Raw genomic sequence first — 18,945 nt, 5'->3', positions numbered from 1 at the left:
CACACCATACCCCTTGTAGGAGCGCGCCGAGGGGCTCCTCGTAGGATGGGTTGAGCTTGCGAAACCCATGCAGTTGCGCTGATGGGTATCGCTTCGCTCAACGCCATCCTACGAAAAGCCATGCTCGCTCATGCGGTAGGAGCGGACCTTGTCCGCGATCAGCACGAATCGCGGTGGCAGGCCTATCAGCCCGCCAACACCCGCGCCAGCACCTCGCGTACCTTGCCGATGCCTTCGTGCAGGGCCTGCTCGATCTCGGCCATGGTGATGATGCCGCTGGACTTGCCGGCCGCCGGGTTGACCACCAGCGACAGGCAGGCATAGGGCAGCTCCAGCTCGCGGGCCAGGGCGGCTTCGGGCATGCCGGTCATGCCGACGATGTCGCAGCCGTCGCGCTCCAGCCGGGCGATTTCCGCCACCGTCTCCAGGCGCGGGCCCTGGGTCGCGGCGTAGACGCCATGGCTGCTGTGCGGATGGCCCAGCGCCTGCAGCGCCGCCACCAGCTTCTGGCGCAGCCCTTCGTCATAGGGATGGCTGAAGTCGATATGGGTGACGTGATCGATGTCGCCGGCGAAGTAGGTGTGCTCGCGGCCGTAGGTGTAGTCGATGATCTGGTGCGGCACGCAGAGGTGGCCGCTGCCCATGGCAGCGTGGATGCCGCCCACCGCGTTGACCGCCAGCACCGCCTGGGCGCCGGCCTGCTTGAGCGCCCAGAGGTTGGCGCGGTAGTTCACCTGGTGCGGCGGGAAGCGGTGCGGGTGGCCGTGGCGGGCCAGGAACAGCACCTCGCGGCCGGCGTACTCGCCGCGCTGGATCGGCGCCGAGGGCGCGCCGTAGGGCGTGTCCAGGTTCAGCGAATCCTTCAGGGTCAGGCCTTCCAGCTGGGTCAGGCCGGTGCCGCCGATGATGGCGTAGACGGTCATGGCGAATCCTCAGTCGATCAGTTGTGCCGCGCGCAGTTCGCCCACGGCCTGCTGCCAGCGCGGCAGCTGCTTGTATTCGATGCCCGGCCAGGCCCTGGCGCGCATCCGCGCCAGGCGCTCGGGGGCCTTCACCTTCAGGCGCTGCAGGGCGCCCAGGGCCAGTTCCGCCGAGCCACGGTCGTTGCACACCAGGCCCATGTCGCAGCCGGCATTCAGCGCGGCCTGGATGCGGCTGGCGGCATCGCCCACCACGTGGGCGCCGGCCATGGACAGGTCGTCGCTGAAGATCACCCCGTCGAAGCCCAGTTCGCCGCGCAGGATGTCCTGCAGCCAGCGCCGCGAGAAACCGGCAGGGCCGGCATCCACCTGCGGGTAGATGACGTGGGCGGGCATCACCGCGTCCAGCTCGCCGGCCAGGCGCTGGAAAGGCACCAGGTCGCTGCGGCGGATCTCGTCGAGGCTGCGCTCGTCCTCGGGAATCCCCACGTGGGAATCCACCTCGGCCCAGCCGTGACCGGGGAAGTGCTTGCCGGTGGCGGCCATGCCGGCGGCGTGCATGCCGCGAATGAAGGCGCCGGCCAGCCGCGTGGCGCGCGCCGGGTCGCCCTCGAAGGCGCGGCTGCCGACCACGGCGCTGCGCTGGTGGTCCAGGTCCAGCACCGGGGCGAAGCTCAGGTCCAGGCCCACCGCCAGCACCTCGGTGGCCATCAGCCAGCCGCACTGCTCGGCCAGGCGCTCGGCATTGGCGTTGTCGGCGATGGCGCGCATCGCCGGTAGCCGCAGGAAGCCCTGGCGCAGGCGCTGCACGCGGCCGCCCTCCTGGTCCACCGCCAGCAGCAGGTCAGGGCGCAGGGCGCGGATGGTCGCGCAGAGTTCGCGCACCTGGCGCGGGCTTTCGATGTTGCGGGCGAAGATGATCAGCCCGCCCACTTCGGGGTGGCGCAGGATCCGGCGGTCCTCGGCGGTGAGCCAGGTGCCGCCGATGTCGAGCATCAGGGAGCCTTGCATGGGGGAATCCTTAACAGAGTTCGGCCGCGCGCCACTGCGGCTGCGGCGCCTCGTCGAGGCGCACGGGGCAGTGCAGCGGCACACGGGGGAAGAGTTGCAGCAGGTCGGCGTTGCGCAGGCGCACGCAGCCATGGGACAACGGCGCGCCCATGGGTTCGCAATCCGGCGTGCCGTGCAGGTAGATGTAGCGACGGAAGGTGTCCACCTCGCCCAGGCGGTTGACGCCCGGCTCGCAGCCGCTCAGCCAGAGGATGCGGCTGAGGATCCAGTCGCGCCCGGGGAACTGCTCGTGCAGCGCCGGGCTCCACACCTCGCCGGTCCAGCGCCGGCCACGCAACACCGCGCCGCAGGGCAGGCCTTCGCCGATCTTCGCCCGAACCTGGTGCAGGCCGCGCGGCGTGCAGCCGGAGCCCTGGCGCTCGCCGGCGCCGTTCAGCGCGGTGGAAACGGGCAAACGCAGCACCAGACGCTGCGCGGCGAAGCCGTAGAGCACCTGGTCGGCGAGGGAAATGTGCAACAGGTCGAGATCGGGCATCGTCCGCCAGCGACAGCAGGAATGGCCCGCTACTTTAGCCGATCGGCCGTGGCAGGCCCAGCGCGCTCAGACCTTGGCCGGCGCCGGCGCCTTGCTGCGCGGCTTGGGCTGGGCGCCGGCCAGGGACGGGTCGCTGACGCCGCTGTCGGCGCGCATGCCGGCGGCGAGGAACGGCACCATCAGGCGCATCACCTGCTCGATCGAGGTGTTCACCCCGAAGTCGTTCTCGGCCATGGCGCGCAACGCCTTGATCCCGGACATGCTGAAGGCGGCGGCGCCGAGCATGAAGTGCACGCGCCAGAACAGCTCGATGGGCGGCAGCCGCGGCGCGGCTTCGTTGACCAGCTGCATGTAGCGGCGGAACACCTTGCCGTAGACCTCTTCGAGGTACTTGCGCAGGTGCCCCTGGCTCTGGCTGAAGGCCAGGCCCAGCAGGCGCATGAAGATCGACAGGTCGTTGCCGCTGCGCGGCTTCACCGCCATGGCCTGCACCACCAGCAGTTCGAGCAGTTCCTCGAGGCTGGCGCGCGGCACGTCGGGCTTGGCCTGGCGCCGGTCCAGTTCCTTTTCCAGACTGGCGCAGAAGGGCCCGAGGAAGCGCGAGAAGACCGCCTGGATCAGCGCCTTCTTCGAGCCGAAATGGTAGTTCACCGCCGCCAGGTTGACCCCGGCCTTGCTGGTGATCAGACGCAACGAGGTCTCGGCGAAGCCTTTTTCCGCGAACAGCTGCTCCGCAGCATCGAGGATACGTTCGACGGTTTCCGACTGGGCCATGGATGATTTCACCTGACAAACACTTGTTTGAAACTTACGTTTCAAATCAATCCATTGTCAAGCCTGGCGCGGGGGGATTGTTGCGGATTCTCGGGCAATACGACGAACGATGCCAGCGGGACGTTGGCCGAATCCGCCGAATTACAGCCCCCGGCCGATGAAATAATTCGTTGCCAGTGGCCGACCACTGTATATAATCCCAGCCACTGTACAAAAAGACAGAGTAGGGACATGCAGAAGCTGACGCCGCGCCAAGCCGAGATCCTCTCCTTCATCAAGCGTTGCCTGGAAGACAACGGCTACCCGCCGACGCGCGCCGAGATCGCCCAGGAGCTCGGCTTCAAGTCGCCCAACGCCGCCGAGGAGCACCTCAAGGCCCTGGCCCGCAAGGGCGCCATCGAGATGACCCCCGGCGCCTCGCGCGGCATCCGCATCCCCGGCTTCGAACCCAAGGCCGCGGCCAACGAGGACGAACTGCCGATCATCGGCCGCGTCGCCGCCGGCGCGCCGATCCTCGCCGAGCAGAACGTCGAGGACGCCTGCCGCATCAACCCGGCCTTCTTCAACCCGCGCGCCGACTACCTGCTGCGCGTGCGCGGGCAGAGCATGAAGGACGTCGGCATCCTCGACGGCGACCTGCTCGCCGTGCACGTCACCCGCGAGGCGCGCAACGGCCAGATTGTCGTCGCCCGCCTTGGCGAAGAGGTCACGGTGAAGCGCTTCAAGCGCGAGGGCAGCAAGGTCTGGCTGATCGCCGAGAACCCCGAGTTCGCGCCCATCGAGGTCGACCTCGAGGAACAGGAACTGACCATCGAAGGTTTGAGCGTCGGCGTCATCCGCCGCTGACAGGAGGCCCCATGCAGTATCCCCAGCCGCTGGACCTGCCCCAACTGCCGCTATTCCAGGAGGCGCTCTGGGCGAACGCCGAAGAGCCCCTGCTGGCCAAGCTGGCAGAACCGGATGCCGTCGAGGACGAAGCCTTCAGCGAACTGTCGCTGCGCGGCCTGCCGGGCCACTGCCAGAGCCTGTTGGCGCCCATCCTGCGCGAACTCAGCGAAGAGAAGGATGCCCGCTGGCTGACGCTGATCGCCCCGCCGGCCAGCCTCACCCACGACTGGCTGCGCAAGGCCGGGTTGAACCGCGAGCGCATCCTGCTGCTGCCGGCGCGCGACCAGGCCTCCGCCCTGAGCCTGGCCTGCGAGGCGCTGCGCCTGGGCCACAGCCACACGGTGGTCAGCTGGCTATCGGCGCTCGGCGGCAAGGCGCGCGCGCAACTGTCCCGCGCGGCGCTTGCCGGGCAGGCGCAGAGCCTGAATATCCGTCTGGGGTAGAAAAGAAAGGAATCAGTGCAGGACGCGCGGGCCGTCCTGCTCGACTTCGCCACCTTCGGCGAGGCGGCCGGCCAGTTGTACGCCGACGTTGAACATCGCCTTGGCGATCTCGATGTGCTGGCCCTGCAGGAAGCCCTTGGCGTCGTTGGAGAACTCCAGGGTCACCAGCGCCTCCTCGTCTTCCGCGCGGCGCAGTACGATGCGCCCATCGGGCAGTTCAACGATTTCCAGGAATGAGGTCGGCATGGCTAGGTTCTCTCACAGCAGAACGGCCATTGTAACAGTCATGGCCGCTCTCCCCTAGCCCAACCGACTTCCGGCAGGCTTCAGAGCTCGGTCAACGCCCCGCGGAAGCGCAACACCATTTCCTTCAGCGACTTGCGCCAGGCTTCCAGTTCGGCGTTGCCCAGGGCCTGCGGCTCTTCCTCGTCCAGGCTGACGGCCTGGATCAGCGGCTGGGTCGGGTCGACCTTGGCCTTGCGCGGCTCGCGCGGCGGCTGGAACAGCTCGGCGTAGGCGGCCAGCAGCTGCGCCAGCCAGGTTTCCGGCTGCTGCGCCAGCTCCACCAGCTCGGCCAGTTCCGGGCTCGGCGAGGCCGCCAGCACCTCGGCGTTGAGCAGCAGCTCGACGCGCGGCGCATTGGCCTCGGGCAGGCGGTAGTAGCCGGCGATCTCATGGGCTACGCCCAGCACCGCGCCATACAGGTGAAACAGCGCCGCCTCGCGCTCGGCCTGCACCAGCGCCTGGGCGTTCATCGGCCGCGCCTCTTCCGCCTTGCGCCAGGCTTCCAGGGCCAGGCCGGCGAAATACAGCTTCTGGTTGGTGCGGGTGTAGAGTTCCTGAGCCATCAGCGCGCCCTCATGCGGTCACTCGGCAGTATATGCGCGCCCCGCCTGCGCGGGGCGCGCCGCCCATCAGCGCTTGTCCTCGACCTTCCACTTGCCGCCGTCGAAGAAGGCGCGCCAGCCGCTGGGCTTGCCGTCCACCTCGGACTGCACGTACTGCTCCTTGGTCTTGCGGCTGAAGCGGATTACCGCCGGGCGGCCATCCGGGTCCTTCTGCGGCGCGGCGAGCAGGAAGTGGTATTTCGGGTCCAGCTCGTCCTTGTGCGGGATCAGCTCGCTCACCAGGGGCGCGCGGGTCTCGCGGTTCTTGGGGAACTGGCTGGCGGCCAGGAACAGGCCGGAAGCGCCGTCGCGCAGCACGTAGACATCGTCGACCTTCTCGCACTTGAGCTCGGGCATGCGGATGGCGTCCATCTTCGGCGGCGCCGGCTCGCCGTTCTTCAGCAGCTTGCGGGTGTTCTTGCAGGCCGGGTTGGTGCAACCGAAGAACTTGCCGAAACGGCCGGTCTTGAGCTGCATCTGGCTGCCGCATTTGTCGCATTCCAGGCTCGGACCTTCGTAGCCCTTGATGCGGTACTGGCCTTCCTCGATCTCGTAGCCCGGGCAATCCGGATTGTTACCGCAGATGTGCAGCTTGTGCTTCTCGTCCAGCAGGTAGGCATCCATCGCCGTGCTGCAGATCGGGCAGCGGTGCTTGCCGCGCAGCACGCGGGATTCGGACTCGCCCTCGTCGTCCGCGGCGATCTCGTCGCCGGGGATGAGGTTGATGGTGGCCTTGCAGCGCTCCTTCGGCGGCAGGCTGTAGCCGGAGCAGCCGAGGAACACGCCGGTGGAGGCGGTGCGGATCATCATCGGCCGGCCGCACTCGCGGCAGGGGATGCTGGTCGGCGTCGGCTGGTTGGCGCGCATGCCTTTCTCGCTGACCTCGGCCACTTCGAGCTTCTTCTTGAAGTCGCCGTAGAACTCGTCGAGCAGGTGCTTCCAGTCGCGCTCGCCCTGGGCTACGTCGTCGAGGTGCTCTTCCATGCCGGCGGTGAAGCCGTAGTCCATCAGGTTGGAGAAGCTCTCGTTGAGGCGGTCGGTGACGATGTCGCCCATCTTCTCGGCGTAGAAGCGGCGGTTGTGGGTGGTGACGTAGCCGCGCTCCTGGATGGTCGAGATGATCGCCGCGTAGGTCGACGGGCGGCCGATGCCGCGCTTCTCCAGCTCCTTGACCAGGCTGGCTTCGGAATAGCGCGCCGGCGGCTTGGTGAAGTGCTGGCTCGGGTCGAGCTTGAGCAGCTTCATCGCATCGCCCTGGTCCATCATCGGCAGCACGTCGTCCTCGCCTGGCTTGCCCTGCTGCGGCAGCACCCTGGTGTAGCCGTCGAACTTGAGGATGCGGCCCTTGGCGCGCAGCTCGAAGTCACCGGCGGCGACGCTGACGGTGGTGGACAGGTACTCGGCCGGCGGCATCTGGCAGGCCACGAACTGGCGCCAGATCAGGTCGTACAGGCGCTCGGCGTCGCGCTCCATGCCCGACAGCTGGGTCGGACGCAGGTTGACGTCGGACGGACGAATCGCTTCGTGCGCTTCCTGGGCGCCTTCCTTGCTGGAATAGAAGTTCGGCTTGGCCGGCAGGTATTTCTTGCCGAACTCGCTGTCGATGAAGCCGCGCACCATGTCGATGGCGTCGGCCGACAGGTTGGTCGAGTCGGTACGCATGTAGGTGATGTAGCCGGCCTCGTAGAGACGCTGGGCCATCATCATGGTCTTCTTCACGCCGAAGCCCAGGCGATTGCTCGCGGCCTGCTGCAGGGTCGAGGTGATGAAGGGCGCCGAGGGCCGGCTGGAGGTCGGCTTGTCCTCGCGCTTGGCCACGCTGTAGCTGGAGGCCTTGAGCTTCTCCAGGGCGGCCATGGCCTGGGCTTCGTTGAGCGGCTTGAAGGCTTCGCCCTTCTCGCGCACCACTTCGAAGCGGGCCTTATCGCCGCGCGGGGTGTTCAGGTCGGCGTGGATTTCCCAGTATTCCTCGGGGACGAAGGCGCGGATCTCGCGCTCGCGCTCCACCACCAGCTTCACCGCCACCGACTGCACGCGGCCGGCGGACAGGCCGCGGGCGATCTTCGACCACAGCAGCGGCGAGACCATGTAGCCCACCACGCGGTCGAGGAAGCGCCGCGCCTGCTGGGCGTTGACGCGGTTGATGTCCAGCTCGCCGGGCTGCGAGAAGGCTTCCTGGATGGCCTTCTTGGTGATTTCGTTGAACACCACGCGCTTGTAGCGGCTGTCGTCGCCGCCGATGGCCTCGCGCAGGTGCCAGGCGATGGCCTCCCCTTCGCGGTCCAAGTCGGTTGCGAGATAGATGGTGTCGGCATCCTTGGCCAGGCGGCGTAGCTCCTCGATCACCTTCTCCTTGCCGGGGAGGATCTCGTACTTGGCCTTCCAGCCGTGCTCCGGGTCCACGCCCATACGGGTGAACAGCTGGCGTTTGGCCTTCTCCTTCGGCGACAGCGCAGGGGCTTCGGCAGCGCTCTTGCGGGCCTTGGCCGCGGCCGGCTCCTTCGCGCTGGACGAACCGCTGGTGGGCAGGTCGCGAATGTGGCCGATGCTCGACTTCACCACGTACTGGCTGCCCAGGTACTTGTTGATGGTCTTGGCCTTGGCCGGTGATTCCACGATGACCAGCGATTTACCCATGGATCGGAAGATTCCTGCTTCGAGAAGATGAATATAAGGAGGGAGGCGCCCGGAACGGCACCGCTATATATAGTGGTGGTCCGCCCAAGGTCAAGTTCAGGATTCGCCGAAACCGACCTGGGTCAATCCCAGCGGGTCGTTTTCGGCGCTCACCAGAGCAAAGCGCGGAACCAGCTCGCCGTCCACCTCCACCGCTTCGGTGAACATGCCCAGCGGGCGCACCCAGAGGCCGAACTCGCCGTATAGCGCCTGGTAGACCACCAGGGTCTCCTCGCTCTCCGAATGCCGCGCCACGCCCAGCACGCGGTAGTGCTGGCCCTTGTAGTGACGGTACAGGCCGGTCTGCAGTTCCATTCGCTGCCCTCCTCGGCAAAAAAGCCGCGATTCTCCAGGCCCAGGGCGATCGGGGCAACCCCGCCGCCCGGAAAAACGAAAGCCGGGGCACAAGGCCCCGGCTCGTCCATCGACGAAAGCTTAGACGCGTTCGAAGACGGTGGTGATGCCCTGGCCGAGGCCCACGCACATGGTGGACACGCCCAGAGTGCCGCCGTTCTGTTTCATCACGTTCAGCAGGGTACCGGAGATGCGCGCACCGGAGCAGCCGAACGGGTGACCCAGGGCGATGGCGCCGCCGTGCAGGTTGACCTTCTGGTCCATCTTGTCGAGCAGCTTGAGGTCCTTCAGCACCGGCAGGGCCTGGGCGGCGAAGGCTTCGTTGAGCTCGACGAAGTCGATGTCGTCGATGGTCAGGCCGGCGCGCTTGAGCGCCTTGTTGGTCGAGGGCACCGGGCCGTAGCCCATGATCGCCGGGTCGACGCCCGCCACGGCCATGGCGCGAACCACGGCCATCGGCTGGATGCCCAGGTCCTTGGCGCGCTGGGCGCTCATGACGATCATGCAGGAAGCGCCGTCGGTGATCTGCGAGGAGGTGCCCGCGGTCACGGTGCCGCCCTTGGGGTTGAACGCCGGCTTCAGCGCGGCCAGGCCTTCCAGGGTGGTTTCCGGACGAATGGTCTCGTCGAAGTCGAAGACCTTCAGGAAGCCGTTCTCGTCATACCCTTCCATCGGGATGATCTCGTCCTTGAACTTGCCTTCCTGGGTGGCCTTCCACGCCAACTGGTGCGAACGCACGCCGAACTTGTCCTGGGCCTCGCGGGTGATGCCGTGCATCTTGCCCAGCATCTCGGCGGTCAGGCCCATCATGCCGGAGGCCTTGGCGGCGTACAGCGACAGGTGCGGGTTCGGGTCGACGCCGTGCATCATGCCGACGTGGCCCATGTGCTCCACGCCGCCGACGACGAAGACGTCGCCGTTGCCGGTCTGGATCGCCTGCACGGCGGTGTGCAGGGCGCTCATCGACGAGCCGCACAGGCGGCTGACGGTCTGGCCGGCGCTGGTGTGGGGGATCTGGGTCATCAGCGAGGCCATGCGCGCGATGTTCCAGCCCTGCTCCAGGGTCTGGTTCACGCAGCCCCAGATGACGTCCTCGACTTCCGCCGGGTCGACCTTCGGGTTGCGTGCAAGCACGCCGCTGATCAGGTGCGCGGACATGTTCTCCGCGCGGGTGTTGCGGTGCATCCCGCCCTTGGAACGGCCCATCGGGGTGCGGCCGAAGTCGACAATGACGGCGTCTCTCGGATTCAGGCTCATAAATTCACTCTCGCTCTATTCGTTCGCACTCAACCGAAGAACTTCTGGCCGTTCTTGGCCATTTCACGCAGCTTCGCGGTCGGGTGGTACAGCGGGCCCAGGTCGGCGTACTTGTCGGCCAGGGCGACGAATTCGGCCACGCCGATGGAGTCGATGTAGCGCAGCGCACCGCCACGGAAGGGCGGGAAGCCGATGCCGTAGATCAGGCCCATGTCGGCCTCGGCGGCGGTTTCGACGATGCCGTCTTCCAGGCAGCGCACGGTCTCCAGGCACAGCGGGATCATCATGTAGTTGATGATGTCCTCGTCGGTCAGCTCACGCTGCTCGCTGACGATGGCCTTGAGCAGTTCGTAGGCCTGCGGGTCGCTGACTTTCTTCGGCTTGCCGCGCTTGTCGGTCTCGTAGGCGTAGAAGCCCTTGCCGTTCTTCTGGCCCAGGCGGTTGGCCTCGTACATGACGTCGACGGCGGTCTTGCCTTCAACGGCCATGCGGTCCGGGAAGCCTTCGGCCATCACGTCGCGGCCATGGTGGCCGGTGTCGATGCCGACCACGTCGGACAGGTAGGCCGGGCCCATGGGCCAGCCGAACTTCTCCATGACCTTGTCGATGCGCGCGAAGTCGACGCCGAAGCCCAGCAGCTTGGAGAAGCCGCCGAAGTACGGGAACAGCACGCGGTTGACCAGGAAGCCGGGGCAGTCATTCACCACGATGGGGTTCTTGCCCATCTTCTTGGCGTAGGCCACGGTGGTGGCGACGGCCACTTCACCGGACTTCTCGCCGCGGATGACCTCGACCAGGGGCATCATGTGCACCGGGTTGAAGAAGTGCATGCCGACGAAGTTTTCCGGGCGCTTCAGCGCCTGGGCCAGCAGGCTGATGGAGATGGTCGAGGTGTTGGAAGCGAGGATCGCGTCCTCCTTGACCACGCCTTCCACCTCGGCCAGCACGATCTGCTTGACCTTGGGGTTCTCGACCACGGCTTCGACGACGATGTCGACGTTGCCGAAGTCGCCGTAGGACATGGTCGGGCGGATGGCGTTCAGCGCCTCGGCCATCTTGGCCGGGGTCAGGCGGCCCTTCTCGACGCGCTTGCCGAGCAGCTTGGAGGCCTCGTTCAGGCCCATCTGGATACCCTCTTCGCGGATATCCTTCATCAGGATCGGGGTGCCCTTGACCGCCGACTGGTAGGCGATGCCGCCGCCCATGATGCCGGCGCCGAGCACGGCGGCCAGTTTCACGTCCTTGGCGACTTCGTCGTACTGCTTGGCTTTCTTCTTCAGTTCCTGGTCGTTCAGGAACAGGCCGATCAGGCTTTGCGCAACCGAGGTCTTGGCCAGCTTGACGAAGCCCTGGGCCTCGACTTCCAGCGCCTTGTCACGGCCGAAGTTGGCAGCCTTCTGGATCGACTTGATGGCTTCGACCGGGGCCGGGTAGTTCGGGCCGGCCTGGCCAGCGACGAAGCCCTTGGCGGTCTCGAAGGCCATCATCTGCTCGATGGCGTTGAGCTTGATCTTTTCCAGCTTGGGCTGGCGGCGGGCCTTGTGGTCCAGCTCGCCGGCGATGGCGCGCTTGACCAGGTCCAGGGCCGCGGCCTGCAGTTGCTCGGGGGCGACCACGGCGTCGACGGCGCCGACCTTCAGGGCGTCCTCGGCACGGTTTTCCTTGCCCGAGGCGATCCACTCCACGGCGTTGTCCACGCCGATCAGGCGCGGCAGGCGCACGGTGCCGCCGAAGCCCGGGTAGATGCCCAGCTTGACTTCCGGCAGACCGATCTTGGCGGTGGCGCTCATCACGCGGAAGTCCGCGGCCAGGCACATTTCCAGGCCGCCGCCCAGGGCGATGCCGTTGATCGCGGCGACGGTCGGGACCTCAAGGTCCTCGAAGGCGCTGAAGATCTTGTTGGCTTCGAGGTTGCCGGCCAGCAGTTCTTCGTCCGGCAGCTTGAAGTTGTCGACGAATTCGGTGATGTCGGCGCCGACGATGAACACGCCTTTGCCGCTGGTCACGATCACGCCCTTGACGGACGCATCGGCCTTGATCGCATCGACTGCTTCACGCAGTTCGTTCAGGGTGAGCCGGTTGAACTTGTTGACGGACTCGCCCTTGAGGTCGAAATTCAGCTCGACGATGCCGCTCTCAAGAGCCTTAACCGTGATGGCTTTACCTTGGTAAATCATCAACTGATCTCCACGCTAGGGAAGCTTGAACTCACGCATCGGACGCCGTGTATCGGGACCGTTCCGCAGTCGCGGAGCATAGTCCCAAAGCCTGCGGCACACCCGCCGATGCGATAGTCGGGGCCTTGGTTCGACCGTTCGTACATGGCAAACGCTCGATTCATACGCCCGTTTGATTCGGGTGTGCACACCTTCTTCGAAAAGCCTGCGCTTGTCAATCGCGGACGGCTGTCCGAAAGGCCTCTGGTTCGCCGCATTCAGCGAGGTTCTGCCGCGACATTCAGCAAAACCATGGCGCCCCGTGCCGCTGTCTGGCCCGGGGCCAGCCCCGTCGTTGGCAAAATGCCCGGACGCGGGTTAGAGTCCGGCGAATCGCTTGTCGCCGAGCATCGCGAAGAACAACAAGAAGCCCCACGGCACCAAGGAGACGCGCCCATGCCATGCCGCCCGCTGGCCCGCCTGTTGTCCCTGTTCGTCCTGTCCGCCCTGCCCTTTCTGGCCCACGCCGAGCCCGCCGGCGACCTGCTGGCGCTGCACCAGATGCGCCTGGCCGCCCAGCGCAGCCTGAGCGACCTGTTCCTGCTCAACGCCATGGCCGGGGACCCGCGCTACGCGGGCCTGGTGGCCAGCTCCACGGCCGACGCCGGCGCCGCCCTGGAGCGCCTGGGGCAGATGCCCGGCAGCGCCTCGGCGCAGCTCAGGAGCAAGCTGCAGGAACAGTGGGACGGCTACCGCCAGGCCCTGGAGCAGCAGCTGCAGGCGCAGAAGCAGAACGGCTACAACGACTTCCAGCCCCTGGGCGACCTGGCCAGCCGCAACAGCCAGCTGCTGGATACCGCCGAACAGCTCTACGAGGGCATCCAGAAGGACAGCGGCCAGCAGGTGCCGCCGCTCACCCAGCAGAGCCGCGAGCAGAGCCTGCTGATGCAGTCGATCACCTGGAACTACGTGTCGCGCAACGCCTCGGTGGGGGCCAACCCGGTGCGCAACGAGGACCAGCAGGCCCTGGACGACCTGACCAACCGCTTCGCCATCAACCTGCTGCAACTGCAGCAGGCGCCGCAGACCAGCCCGGAGATCGGCCGCGAGCTGCGGGCCATCTCCACCAAGTGGCGGTTCATCGAGAAATCGCTGCAGGGCGCCGCGCAGAGCAACGTGCCCTTCCTCATCGACAAGTACTCCGACGGCATCATCGCCGACCTGGAGCAGGTCTCCGGCCGCTATGCCGCGGCGCAGCTCTGAATGACGGCAGCGCCACGGCGCTCAGGCGCGCCGGGAAAGGAACTCGGCGATGCGCTGCAAGTGGCTGGCGTCGCCGCGCTCGCCCCAGTACAGGGCGATGAACTGCGCCGAAGCCTCGACCATGTACACATCACCCGGCAGCGTCGCCAGGTCGGCGAGCAGTTCCTCGTCGGCGCAGGGCTCGCGCCAGCGGTCCAGCCACACGCCCGGTGCGCTCTGCCAGTAGCGCCACTCGTCGTTGCGCCCACGGCTGCGGCCGCGGTGGTACTGCGCGCAGCTCTGCGGCGGTTGCCGCTCCAGCCAGTGCGGCCACTCCTGGCGCGCCATCTGCATGGCCAGCCCCAGGCGCCGCGCCTGCAGGCGCAGGTCCATCTGCCCGCGCTGGCCGCGCGAGGGCATCAGCCAGGCCAGCGGGCTGAGCACCAGCGCCAGGAGCAGAATCGACCACCAGACCGTCATATCGGGTATACCTCGGCCCAAAGAGCCATACTTGCATTCATAACTGTCCCCCGGAGGAGACGCTCATGCCCTACCAACACATCCTGGTCGCCGTGGACCTCACCGACGAATGCGATCCGGTGATGAAGCGCGCCGTGGCGCTGGCCTCCAGCACCCAGGCGCAGCTGTCCACCGTGCACGTGGTCGAGCCCATGGCCATGGCCTTCGGCGGTGACGTGCCGATGGACCTGTCGATGCTGCAGCAACAGCAGTTCGACCAGGCCAAGGAGCGCATGCACCAGTTCACCCTCTGCTACCCGCAGGTGTCCATCGCCCAGAGCCACCTGGTCTACGGCCAGCCGCGCCAGGAAATCCACCGCCTGGCCAAGGAACAGGGCTGCGACCTGATCATCGTCGGCAGCCACGGCCGCCACGGCCTGGCCCTGCTGCTGGGCTCCACCGCCAACGACGTGCTGCACGGCGCGCCCTGCGACGTGCTGGCGGTGCGCCTGCAGAAGACCGAGTGAGTCAGCCCGGGCGCCTGCCGCGGCGGGCGCCCGGCTTCAGAACACTTCTCCCCCGCTCATCAATGCCGGGCGAACCTTCTGCAACTGCGCCTCCAGCGAATAGCTCACGCTCGAGGACATGGAGAAGAAGCTGAGGAAGGCCTTGAGGTTGGAGTCGCCCACGCAGCTGTCGTGGATGCGCTGCCAGAACGCCTGGTTGACCAGCTGCAGTTGCTGGTACAGGCGCACCAGCCCCTTCAGTTCCCAGTCGGCGTGGCGCCCCTCGCGGTAGTTGAAGTACTGGCGCATCAGGTATAGCGACACCGCGCGGGTGATGAACTCCTGGTTGCTGGCGAACGGCAGGTGCTGCTGGGCCATGGGCTTGAGCCGCCCCAGCAGCGGGCAGGCGCTGGTGGCCATGATCACCCCCAGCAGCGCCCGCAGGCCCTCCTCCAGGCCGACCTGCTTGTGGTACTCGCGCTCGGGGGTGCGCACCAGCACGTCCACCTTCTTCAGCGCCGGCAGGCCGCGGAAATCCTCGATCACCCGGTGCAGGTCCACCGCCGCCGGGCAATGCCTGTGCTGCTCGCGGGACAGCGGGCAGTTGCTGCACTGGTTGTGCTCCAGGCGCGTCCACGCCGGCGCCCCGACGGCCTGTTCGCCATCGAAGCGGCGTTCCAGCTCGATGCGGTAGCTGAAGCCCTGTTCGTCATCCAGATTGATGCGGTACTCGATCGCCATGCCCTTCCCCAACTCGCCGATCGCCGCCGCAGCGGCAGCCCCCGGGCACCTTCCCGACGGGGCGGGTCATTCTTCCAGTTCGGCCCAGCGCTCGATCAGCCGGTCCAGCTCGGCCTGCAGGCTGTCCAGGCGCTCCAGCACCACGCGGGTCTCCTCCGCCGGGCGCTGGTAGAAGCTGGGCGCCGAGATTTCTTCCTGCACGCCGGCCAGTTCGGCCTCCAGGGCGTCGATCTGCCCGGGAATGGCCTCCAGTTCGCGCTGCAGCTTGTAGCTGAGCTTCTTCTTCGCCGCCTCCGGCGCCGCGGCCGGTGCCGCAGCTGCCTGCGGGGCGGGCTCGGATTTCGCCGCCTTCTCCTCGCCCACGCCCAGCAGGCGCGGCGAACCGCCCTGGCGCAGCCAGTCCTGGTAGCCGCCGACGAACTCGCGCACGCGGCCCTCGCCTTCGAACACCAGGGTGCTGGTCACCACGTTGTCGAGGAAGGCGCGGTCGTGGCTGACCATCAGCACGGTGCCGTCGAAGCCCAGCAGCACCTCTTCCAGCAGCTCCAGGGTTTCCACGTCCAGATCGTTGGTCGGTTCGTCCAGCACCAGCAGGTTGGCCGGCTTGCTGAACAGCTTGGCCAGCAACAGCCGTGCCCGTTCGCCGCCGGACAGCGCCTTGACCGGCGTGCGGGCGCGCTGCGGGGAGAACAGGAAGTCGCCCAGGTAGCTCAGCACGTGGCGATTCTGGCCGTTGATGGTGATGAATTCGCGGCCTTCGGCGATGTTGTCGATGACGGTCTTTTCCGGCTCCAGCTGGTGACGCAACTGGTCGAAATAGGCCACTTCCAGGCGCGTGCCTTCCTTGATGCTGCCGGAAGTCGGCTGCAGGTCGCCCAGCAGCAGCTTGAGCAGGGTGGTCTTGCCGGTGCCGTTGGCGCCCAGCAGGCCGATGCGGTCGCCGCGCTGCAGCATCAGGGAGAAATCGCGGATCAGCGGCTCGCCGCCAGGGTGGGCGAAACCGACCTTCTCGGCGACTATCACCTGCTTGCCGGACTTCTCCGCCGTCTCCATCTGGAAACTGGCCTTGCCGGTGCGCTCGCGACGCTCGGCGCGCTCGTTGCGCATGGCCTTGAGCGCGCGCACGCGGCCCTCGTTGCGGGTGCGCCGGGCCTTGATGCCCTGGCGGATCCACACTTCCTCCTGGGCCAGGCGCTTGTCGAACAGCGCGTTGGCCGCCTCTTCCGCCGCCAGTTGCTGTTCCTTGTGCACCAGGAAGCTGGCGTAGTCGCCCTTCCAGTCGATCAGGTGGCCGCGGTCCAGTTCGAGGATGCGGTTGGCCACGGCCTGCAGGAAGGCGCGGTCGTGGGTGATGAACAGCACCGCGCCGGGGAAGCCGGACAGCGCCTCTTCCAGCCAGGCGATGGCGCCGATGTCCAGGTGGTTGGTCGGCTCGTCCAGCAGCAGCAGATCCGGCTCGGCCACCAGCGCCTGGGCCAGCAGCACACGGCGGCGCCAGCCACCGGAAAGCTCGGCGAGGGTCTTGTCGGCCGGAAGTTGCAGGCGCGTCAGGGTGGTTTCCACCAGTTGCTGCAGGCGCCAGCCGTCGCGGGCCTCCAGGGCCTGCTGGACGCGCGCCAGCTGGGTCAGGTCGTCGTCGCTCTGGATGTGCTGGCTCAGGTGGTGGTAGCGGCTGAGCAGCTCGCCGACCTCGGCCAGGCCCTCGGCGACCACATCGTAGACCGTGCGCTCGTCGGCCACCGGCAGCTCCTGCGGCAGCTCGCCGATCTTCAGCGCCGGGGCGCGCCAGATGGCGCCGTCGTCGGGCATCTGCTCGCCCTTGACCAGCTTGAGCATGCTCGACTTGCCGGTGCCGTTGCGACCGATGATGCAGACCCGCTCGCCCTTCTCGATCTGCCAGGACACCTTGTCCAGGAGCGGCGTGGTGCCAAAGGCGAGGGATACATCGGTGAACTTCAGCAGGGTCATGGGGCATCTCCGGAAACTGGGGCCGCAGTGTAAGGGAAACTCGAAAAAAGTCAGAGCCTTGCAGGAGCGCCGCGGCTGTCATCTTTTGTGCCCGACGGTACCGCCGCAACGCTTCCGCCATCGCGTCGCAACAGGCTAAGCTTGTGCCTATCGGCGCCGGCCAGACCGCGCCACGAATCACTTTGCGGAAGAGTCATGCGCGGTCGCCTTTCACTATTGTTCTCCTGCCTGATCCTCACCCTGACCAGCGCCGCGCCGGCGCACGCTGCCCCGCTGCAGCAACAGCGGCAGATGTACGACGAGGCCAAGGCCGCCCTGGCGCGCAACGACAACGGCCCCTACCTGCGCTACCGCCAGGCCCTGGCGGATTATCCGCTGGAACCCTACCTGGGCTACGACGACCTGACCAACCGTCTGAAAAGCGCCAGCGACGCCGAGATCGAAGGCTTCCTCACCGAACACGGCGACCTGCCGCAGATCAACTGGCTGAAGCTGCGCTGGCTGCGCCAGCTGGCCGACCGCCAGGACTGGAAGACCTTCCTCGACTACTACGACCCGAAGATGAATTTCACCGAGTTGGACTGCCTGTACGGCCAGTACCAGCTCACCCACGGGCAGAAAGCCGCCGGCTACGAGACCGCGCAGAAGCTGTGGCTGGTGGGCAAGTCGCAACCCGACGCCTGCGACACCCTGTTCGACCTCTGGCAGGCCGACGGCCAGCTCACCGAGGACATGGTCTGGAGGCGCCTGAAGCTGGCGGCCGAGAAAGGCAACTACGGCCTGGCCACCACCCTCGCCAAGCGCCTGCCGACCCTCGGCAGCCTCGGCGAGCTGATGGTCAAGGTGGCGCAGAACCCCGCCCAGCTGAGCCAGACCGAACGCTTCAGCCTGCGCACCCACGCCATGGCCGACGTCGTCGGCCTGGGCCTGCGGCGCCTGGCCAAGCAGGACCCGGAACGCGCCCTGGGCCTGCTCGACGGCTACGAGAGCAGCCTGCCGTTCACCGGCGAGGAAAAGGTCAACATCGCCCGGCAGATCGGCCTGGGCCTGGCGCGCCGCTACGACCCGCGCGCCCTGCCGCTGATGACCCGCTACGATCCCGAGCTGCGCGACAACACCGTCAGCGAATGGCGCCTGCGCCTGCTGATGCGCCTGGGCCGCTGGGAAGACGCCTACCAGTTGACGCGCCAGCTGCCCAAGGACCTCGCCGAAACCAACCGCTGGCGCTACTGGCAGGCGCGCACCCTGCAACTGGCCCAGCCGCAGAACCCGCAGGCCATGGCGCTGTACCAGCCGCTGGCGCGCGAACGCGACTTCTACGGCTTCCTCGCCGCCGACCGGATCAACGCGCCCTACCAGTTGAACAACCGCCCGGTGAGCATCAGCCCGCAGGTGATGCAGCGCGTGCGCAACGCCGCCAGCACCCGTCGCGCCCTGGAATTCTACGCCCGCGGCGACGTGATCAGCGCCCGCCGCGAGTGGTACTACGCCGCGCGGGTGTTCAACCGCGACGAACTGCTGGCCCAGGCCCGCATGGCCTACGACATGCAGTGGTACTTCCCGGCCATCCGCGCCATCAGCCAGGCGCAGTACTGGGACGACCTCGACATCCGCTTCCCGGTGGCGCACCGCGACAGCCTGCTGCGCGAAGCGCGCAACCGCGACCTGCACCCCAGCTGGGTGTTCGCCATCACCCGCCAGGAAAGCGCCTTCATGTCCGATGCGCGCTCCGGCGTCGGCGCCACCGGCCTGATGCAGCTGATGCCGGCCACCGCCAAGGAAACCTCGAAGAAGTTCGGCATTCCCCTGGCCGGGCCGCAGCAGCTGATAGTGCCGGACCTCAACATCCGCCTCGGCGCCGCCTACCTCAGCCAGGTGCAGGGCCAGTTCAACGGCAACCGCGTGCTCGCCACCGCCGCCTACAACGCCGGCCCCGGCCGCGTACGCCAGTGGCTGAAGGACGCCCGCCACCTGTCCTTCGACGTCTGGGTGGAGAGCATCCCCTTCGACGAAACCCGCCAGTACGTGCAGAACGTGCTGTCCTACGCGGTCATCTACGGCCAGAAGATCGGCGTGCCGCAGCCGCTGGTGGACTGGCACGAGCGCTTCTTCGACGAGCTCTGACCAC

At 67.2% G+C, this 18,945-nt stretch carries 18 protein-coding genes; 5 read left to right on the top strand and 13 right to left on the bottom strand.

The window, feature by feature from the left end; genetic code table 11:
- Window positions 1-185: 185 nt before the first annotated feature.
- The 4 genes from QSJ95_RS27565 to QSJ95_RS27550 form a co-directional block, all read right to left on the bottom strand.
- Window positions 186-923, bottom strand: coding sequence for an S-methyl-5'-thioinosine phosphorylase (locus tag QSJ95_RS27565; RefSeq protein WP_009621366.1), 738 nt, complete (start codon window positions 921-923; stop codon window positions 186-188).
- Window positions 924-932: 9 nt separating this feature from the next.
- Window positions 933-1,931: a beta-N-acetylhexosaminidase gene (nagZ, locus tag QSJ95_RS27560; protein ID WP_285646729.1), complete on the bottom strand. Its 999-nt coding sequence runs from the start codon at window positions 1,929-1,931 to the stop codon at window positions 933-935.
- A gap of 10 nt (window positions 1,932-1,941) precedes the next feature.
- Window positions 1,942-2,466, bottom strand: a complete 525-nt coding sequence (locus QSJ95_RS27555) for a L,D-transpeptidase (protein WP_043267314.1) — start codon at window positions 2,464-2,466, stop codon at window positions 1,942-1,944.
- A 66-nt stretch (window positions 2,467-2,532) separates the two neighbouring features.
- Window positions 2,533-3,240, bottom strand: coding sequence for a TetR/AcrR family transcriptional regulator (locus QSJ95_RS27550; RefSeq protein WP_285646728.1), 708 nt, complete (start codon window positions 3,238-3,240; stop codon window positions 2,533-2,535).
- Between the two features lie 231 nt (window positions 3,241-3,471).
- On the opposite strand from QSJ95_RS27550, the gene lexA reads away from it, so the two are divergent.
- Complete coding sequence (lexA, locus tag QSJ95_RS27545; protein WP_043267317.1) at window positions 3,472-4,086, top strand: transcriptional repressor LexA; 615 nt, start codon at window positions 3,472-3,474, stop codon at window positions 4,084-4,086.
- 11 nt (window positions 4,087-4,097) lie between these two features.
- Window positions 4,098-4,571, top strand: coding sequence for an SOS-induced cell division inhibitor SulA (sulA, locus tag QSJ95_RS27540; RefSeq protein WP_058488915.1), 474 nt, complete (start codon window positions 4,098-4,100; stop codon window positions 4,569-4,571).
- A gap of 12 nt (window positions 4,572-4,583) precedes the next feature.
- On the opposite strand, the gene QSJ95_RS27535 is transcribed toward sulA, so the two are convergent.
- The 6 genes from QSJ95_RS27535 to fadB all read right to left on the bottom strand — a co-directional run bounded on the left by QSJ95_RS27535 (window position 4,584) and on the right by fadB (window position 11,922).
- Window positions 4,584-4,817, bottom strand: coding sequence for a hypothetical protein (locus QSJ95_RS27535; protein WP_009621357.1), 234 nt, complete (start codon window positions 4,815-4,817; stop codon window positions 4,584-4,586).
- Between the two features lie 80 nt (window positions 4,818-4,897).
- Window positions 4,898-5,419, bottom strand: a complete 522-nt coding sequence (locus QSJ95_RS27530; RefSeq protein ID WP_009621356.1) for a DUF6586 family protein — start codon at window positions 5,417-5,419, stop codon at window positions 4,898-4,900.
- Between the two features lie 66 nt (window positions 5,420-5,485).
- Window positions 5,486-8,095 (bottom strand): type I DNA topoisomerase, encoded by a 2,610-nt coding sequence (gene topA, locus QSJ95_RS27525; protein ID WP_061561099.1) that lies wholly within the window; start codon window positions 8,093-8,095, stop codon window positions 5,486-5,488.
- Window positions 8,096-8,191: 96 nt separating this feature from the next.
- A complete protein-coding gene (locus QSJ95_RS27520; RefSeq protein ID WP_009621354.1) occupies window positions 8,192-8,449 on the bottom strand; it encodes a DUF1653 domain-containing protein in 258 nt (85 codons plus the stop codon).
- A gap of 120 nt (window positions 8,450-8,569) precedes the next feature.
- Window positions 8,570-9,745 carry an acetyl-CoA C-acyltransferase FadA gene (fadA, locus tag QSJ95_RS27515; protein WP_285646724.1) on the bottom strand — a complete coding sequence of 392 codons (1,176 nt, stop codon included), beginning with the start codon at window positions 9,743-9,745 and terminating at the stop codon, window positions 8,570-8,572.
- Window positions 9,746-9,774: 29 nt separating this feature from the next.
- Window positions 9,775-11,922, bottom strand: a complete 2,148-nt coding sequence (gene fadB, locus QSJ95_RS27510) for a fatty acid oxidation complex subunit alpha FadB (RefSeq protein WP_058071960.1) — start codon at window positions 11,920-11,922, stop codon at window positions 9,775-9,777.
- A 435-nt stretch (window positions 11,923-12,357) separates the two neighbouring features.
- On the opposite strand from fadB, the gene QSJ95_RS27505 reads away from it, so the two are divergent.
- On the top strand, window positions 12,358-13,164 hold the full coding sequence (locus QSJ95_RS27505) for a hypothetical protein (RefSeq protein ID WP_285646722.1): 807 nt from the start codon (window positions 12,358-12,360) through the stop codon (window positions 13,162-13,164).
- Between the two features lie 21 nt (window positions 13,165-13,185).
- On the opposite strand, the gene QSJ95_RS27500 is transcribed toward QSJ95_RS27505, so the two are convergent.
- Window positions 13,186-13,623 (bottom strand): hypothetical protein, encoded by a 438-nt coding sequence (locus QSJ95_RS27500; protein WP_064582510.1) that lies wholly within the window; start codon window positions 13,621-13,623, stop codon window positions 13,186-13,188.
- 65 nt (window positions 13,624-13,688) lie between these two features.
- Here QSJ95_RS27500 and QSJ95_RS27495 point away from each other — a divergent pair, with 65 nt between their 5' ends.
- Entirely contained in the window at window positions 13,689-14,129 is a 441-nt protein-coding gene (locus QSJ95_RS27495; protein WP_043267328.1) for a universal stress protein, read from the top strand.
- A 36-nt stretch (window positions 14,130-14,165) separates the two neighbouring features.
- Here QSJ95_RS27495 and QSJ95_RS27490 read toward each other — a convergent pair whose 3' ends face one another.
- Window positions 14,166-14,849, bottom strand: a complete 684-nt coding sequence (locus QSJ95_RS27490; RefSeq protein WP_285646717.1) for a DUF6901 family protein — start codon at window positions 14,847-14,849, stop codon at window positions 14,166-14,168.
- Between the two features lie 66 nt (window positions 14,850-14,915).
- Window positions 14,916-16,817 (bottom strand): ATP-binding cassette domain-containing protein, encoded by a 1,902-nt coding sequence (locus QSJ95_RS27485; protein WP_285646715.1) that lies wholly within the window; start codon window positions 16,815-16,817, stop codon window positions 14,916-14,918.
- A 195-nt stretch (window positions 16,818-17,012) separates the two neighbouring features.
- Here QSJ95_RS27485 and QSJ95_RS27480 point away from each other — a divergent pair, with 195 nt between their 5' ends.
- Window positions 17,013-18,941, top strand: coding sequence for a transglycosylase SLT domain-containing protein (locus tag QSJ95_RS27480; RefSeq protein WP_043267333.1), 1,929 nt, complete (start codon window positions 17,013-17,015; stop codon window positions 18,939-18,941).
- Window positions 18,942-18,945: the final 4 nt, after the last annotated feature.

This window comes from Pseudomonas sp. NBRC 100443 (assembly GCF_030268185.1).
GTDB lineage: Bacteria > Pseudomonadota > Gammaproteobacteria > Pseudomonadales > Pseudomonadaceae > Pseudomonas > Pseudomonas citronellolis.
The sequence above is the reverse complement of the archived record's forward strand: the minus strand, read 5'-3'. Positions and strand labels throughout refer to the sequence as shown.

What these genes read in the sequence shown, in the direction of transcription:
- QSJ95_RS27505 (WP_285646722.1), top strand. Translation starts at nt 12,358, where the DNA reads ATGCCATGCCGCCCGCTGGCCCGCCTGTTGTCCCTGTTCGTCCTGTCC.
- QSJ95_RS27535 (WP_009621357.1), bottom strand. Translation starts at nt 4,817, where the DNA reads ATGCCGACCTCATTCCTGGAAATCGTTGAACTGCCCGATGGGCGCATC.
- QSJ95_RS27520 (WP_009621354.1), bottom strand. Translation starts at nt 8,449, where the DNA reads ATGGAACTGCAGACCGGCCTGTACCGTCACTACAAGGGCCAGCACTAC.
- QSJ95_RS27500 (WP_064582510.1), bottom strand. Translation starts at nt 13,623, where the DNA reads ATGACGGTCTGGTGGTCGATTCTGCTCCTGGCGCTGGTGCTCAGCCCG.
- QSJ95_RS27565 (WP_009621366.1), bottom strand. Translation starts at nt 923, where the DNA reads ATGACCGTCTACGCCATCATCGGCGGCACCGGCCTGACCCAGCTGGAA.
- lexA (WP_043267317.1), top strand. Translation starts at nt 3,472, where the DNA reads ATGCAGAAGCTGACGCCGCGCCAAGCCGAGATCCTCTCCTTCATCAAG.
- fadB (WP_058071960.1), bottom strand. Translation starts at nt 11,922, where the DNA reads ATGATTTACCAAGGTAAAGCCATCACGGTTAAGGCTCTTGAGAGCGGC.
- QSJ95_RS27495 (WP_043267328.1), top strand. Translation starts at nt 13,689, where the DNA reads ATGCCCTACCAACACATCCTGGTCGCCGTGGACCTCACCGACGAATGC.
- QSJ95_RS27485 (WP_285646715.1), bottom strand. Translation starts at nt 16,817, where the DNA reads ATGACCCTGCTGAAGTTCACCGATGTATCCCTCGCCTTTGGCACCACG.
- nagZ (WP_285646729.1), bottom strand. Translation starts at nt 1,931, where the DNA reads ATGCAAGGCTCCCTGATGCTCGACATCGGCGGCACCTGGCTCACCGCC.
- QSJ95_RS27555 (WP_043267314.1), bottom strand. Translation starts at nt 2,466, where the DNA reads ATGCCCGATCTCGACCTGTTGCACATTTCCCTCGCCGACCAGGTGCTC.
- QSJ95_RS27490 (WP_285646717.1), bottom strand. Translation starts at nt 14,849, where the DNA reads ATGGCGATCGAGTACCGCATCAATCTGGATGACGAACAGGGCTTCAGC.
- QSJ95_RS27530 (WP_009621356.1), bottom strand. Translation starts at nt 5,419, where the DNA reads ATGGCTCAGGAACTCTACACCCGCACCAACCAGAAGCTGTATTTCGCC.
- QSJ95_RS27550 (WP_285646728.1), bottom strand. Translation starts at nt 3,240, where the DNA reads ATGGCCCAGTCGGAAACCGTCGAACGTATCCTCGATGCTGCGGAGCAG.
- sulA (WP_058488915.1), top strand. Translation starts at nt 4,098, where the DNA reads ATGCAGTATCCCCAGCCGCTGGACCTGCCCCAACTGCCGCTATTCCAG.
- topA (WP_061561099.1), bottom strand. Translation starts at nt 8,095, where the DNA reads ATGGGTAAATCGCTGGTCATCGTGGAATCACCGGCCAAGGCCAAGACC.
- QSJ95_RS27480 (WP_043267333.1), top strand. Translation starts at nt 17,013, where the DNA reads ATGCGCGGTCGCCTTTCACTATTGTTCTCCTGCCTGATCCTCACCCTG.
- fadA (WP_285646724.1), bottom strand. Translation starts at nt 9,745, where the DNA reads ATGAGCCTGAATCCGAGAGACGCCGTCATTGTCGACTTCGGCCGCACC.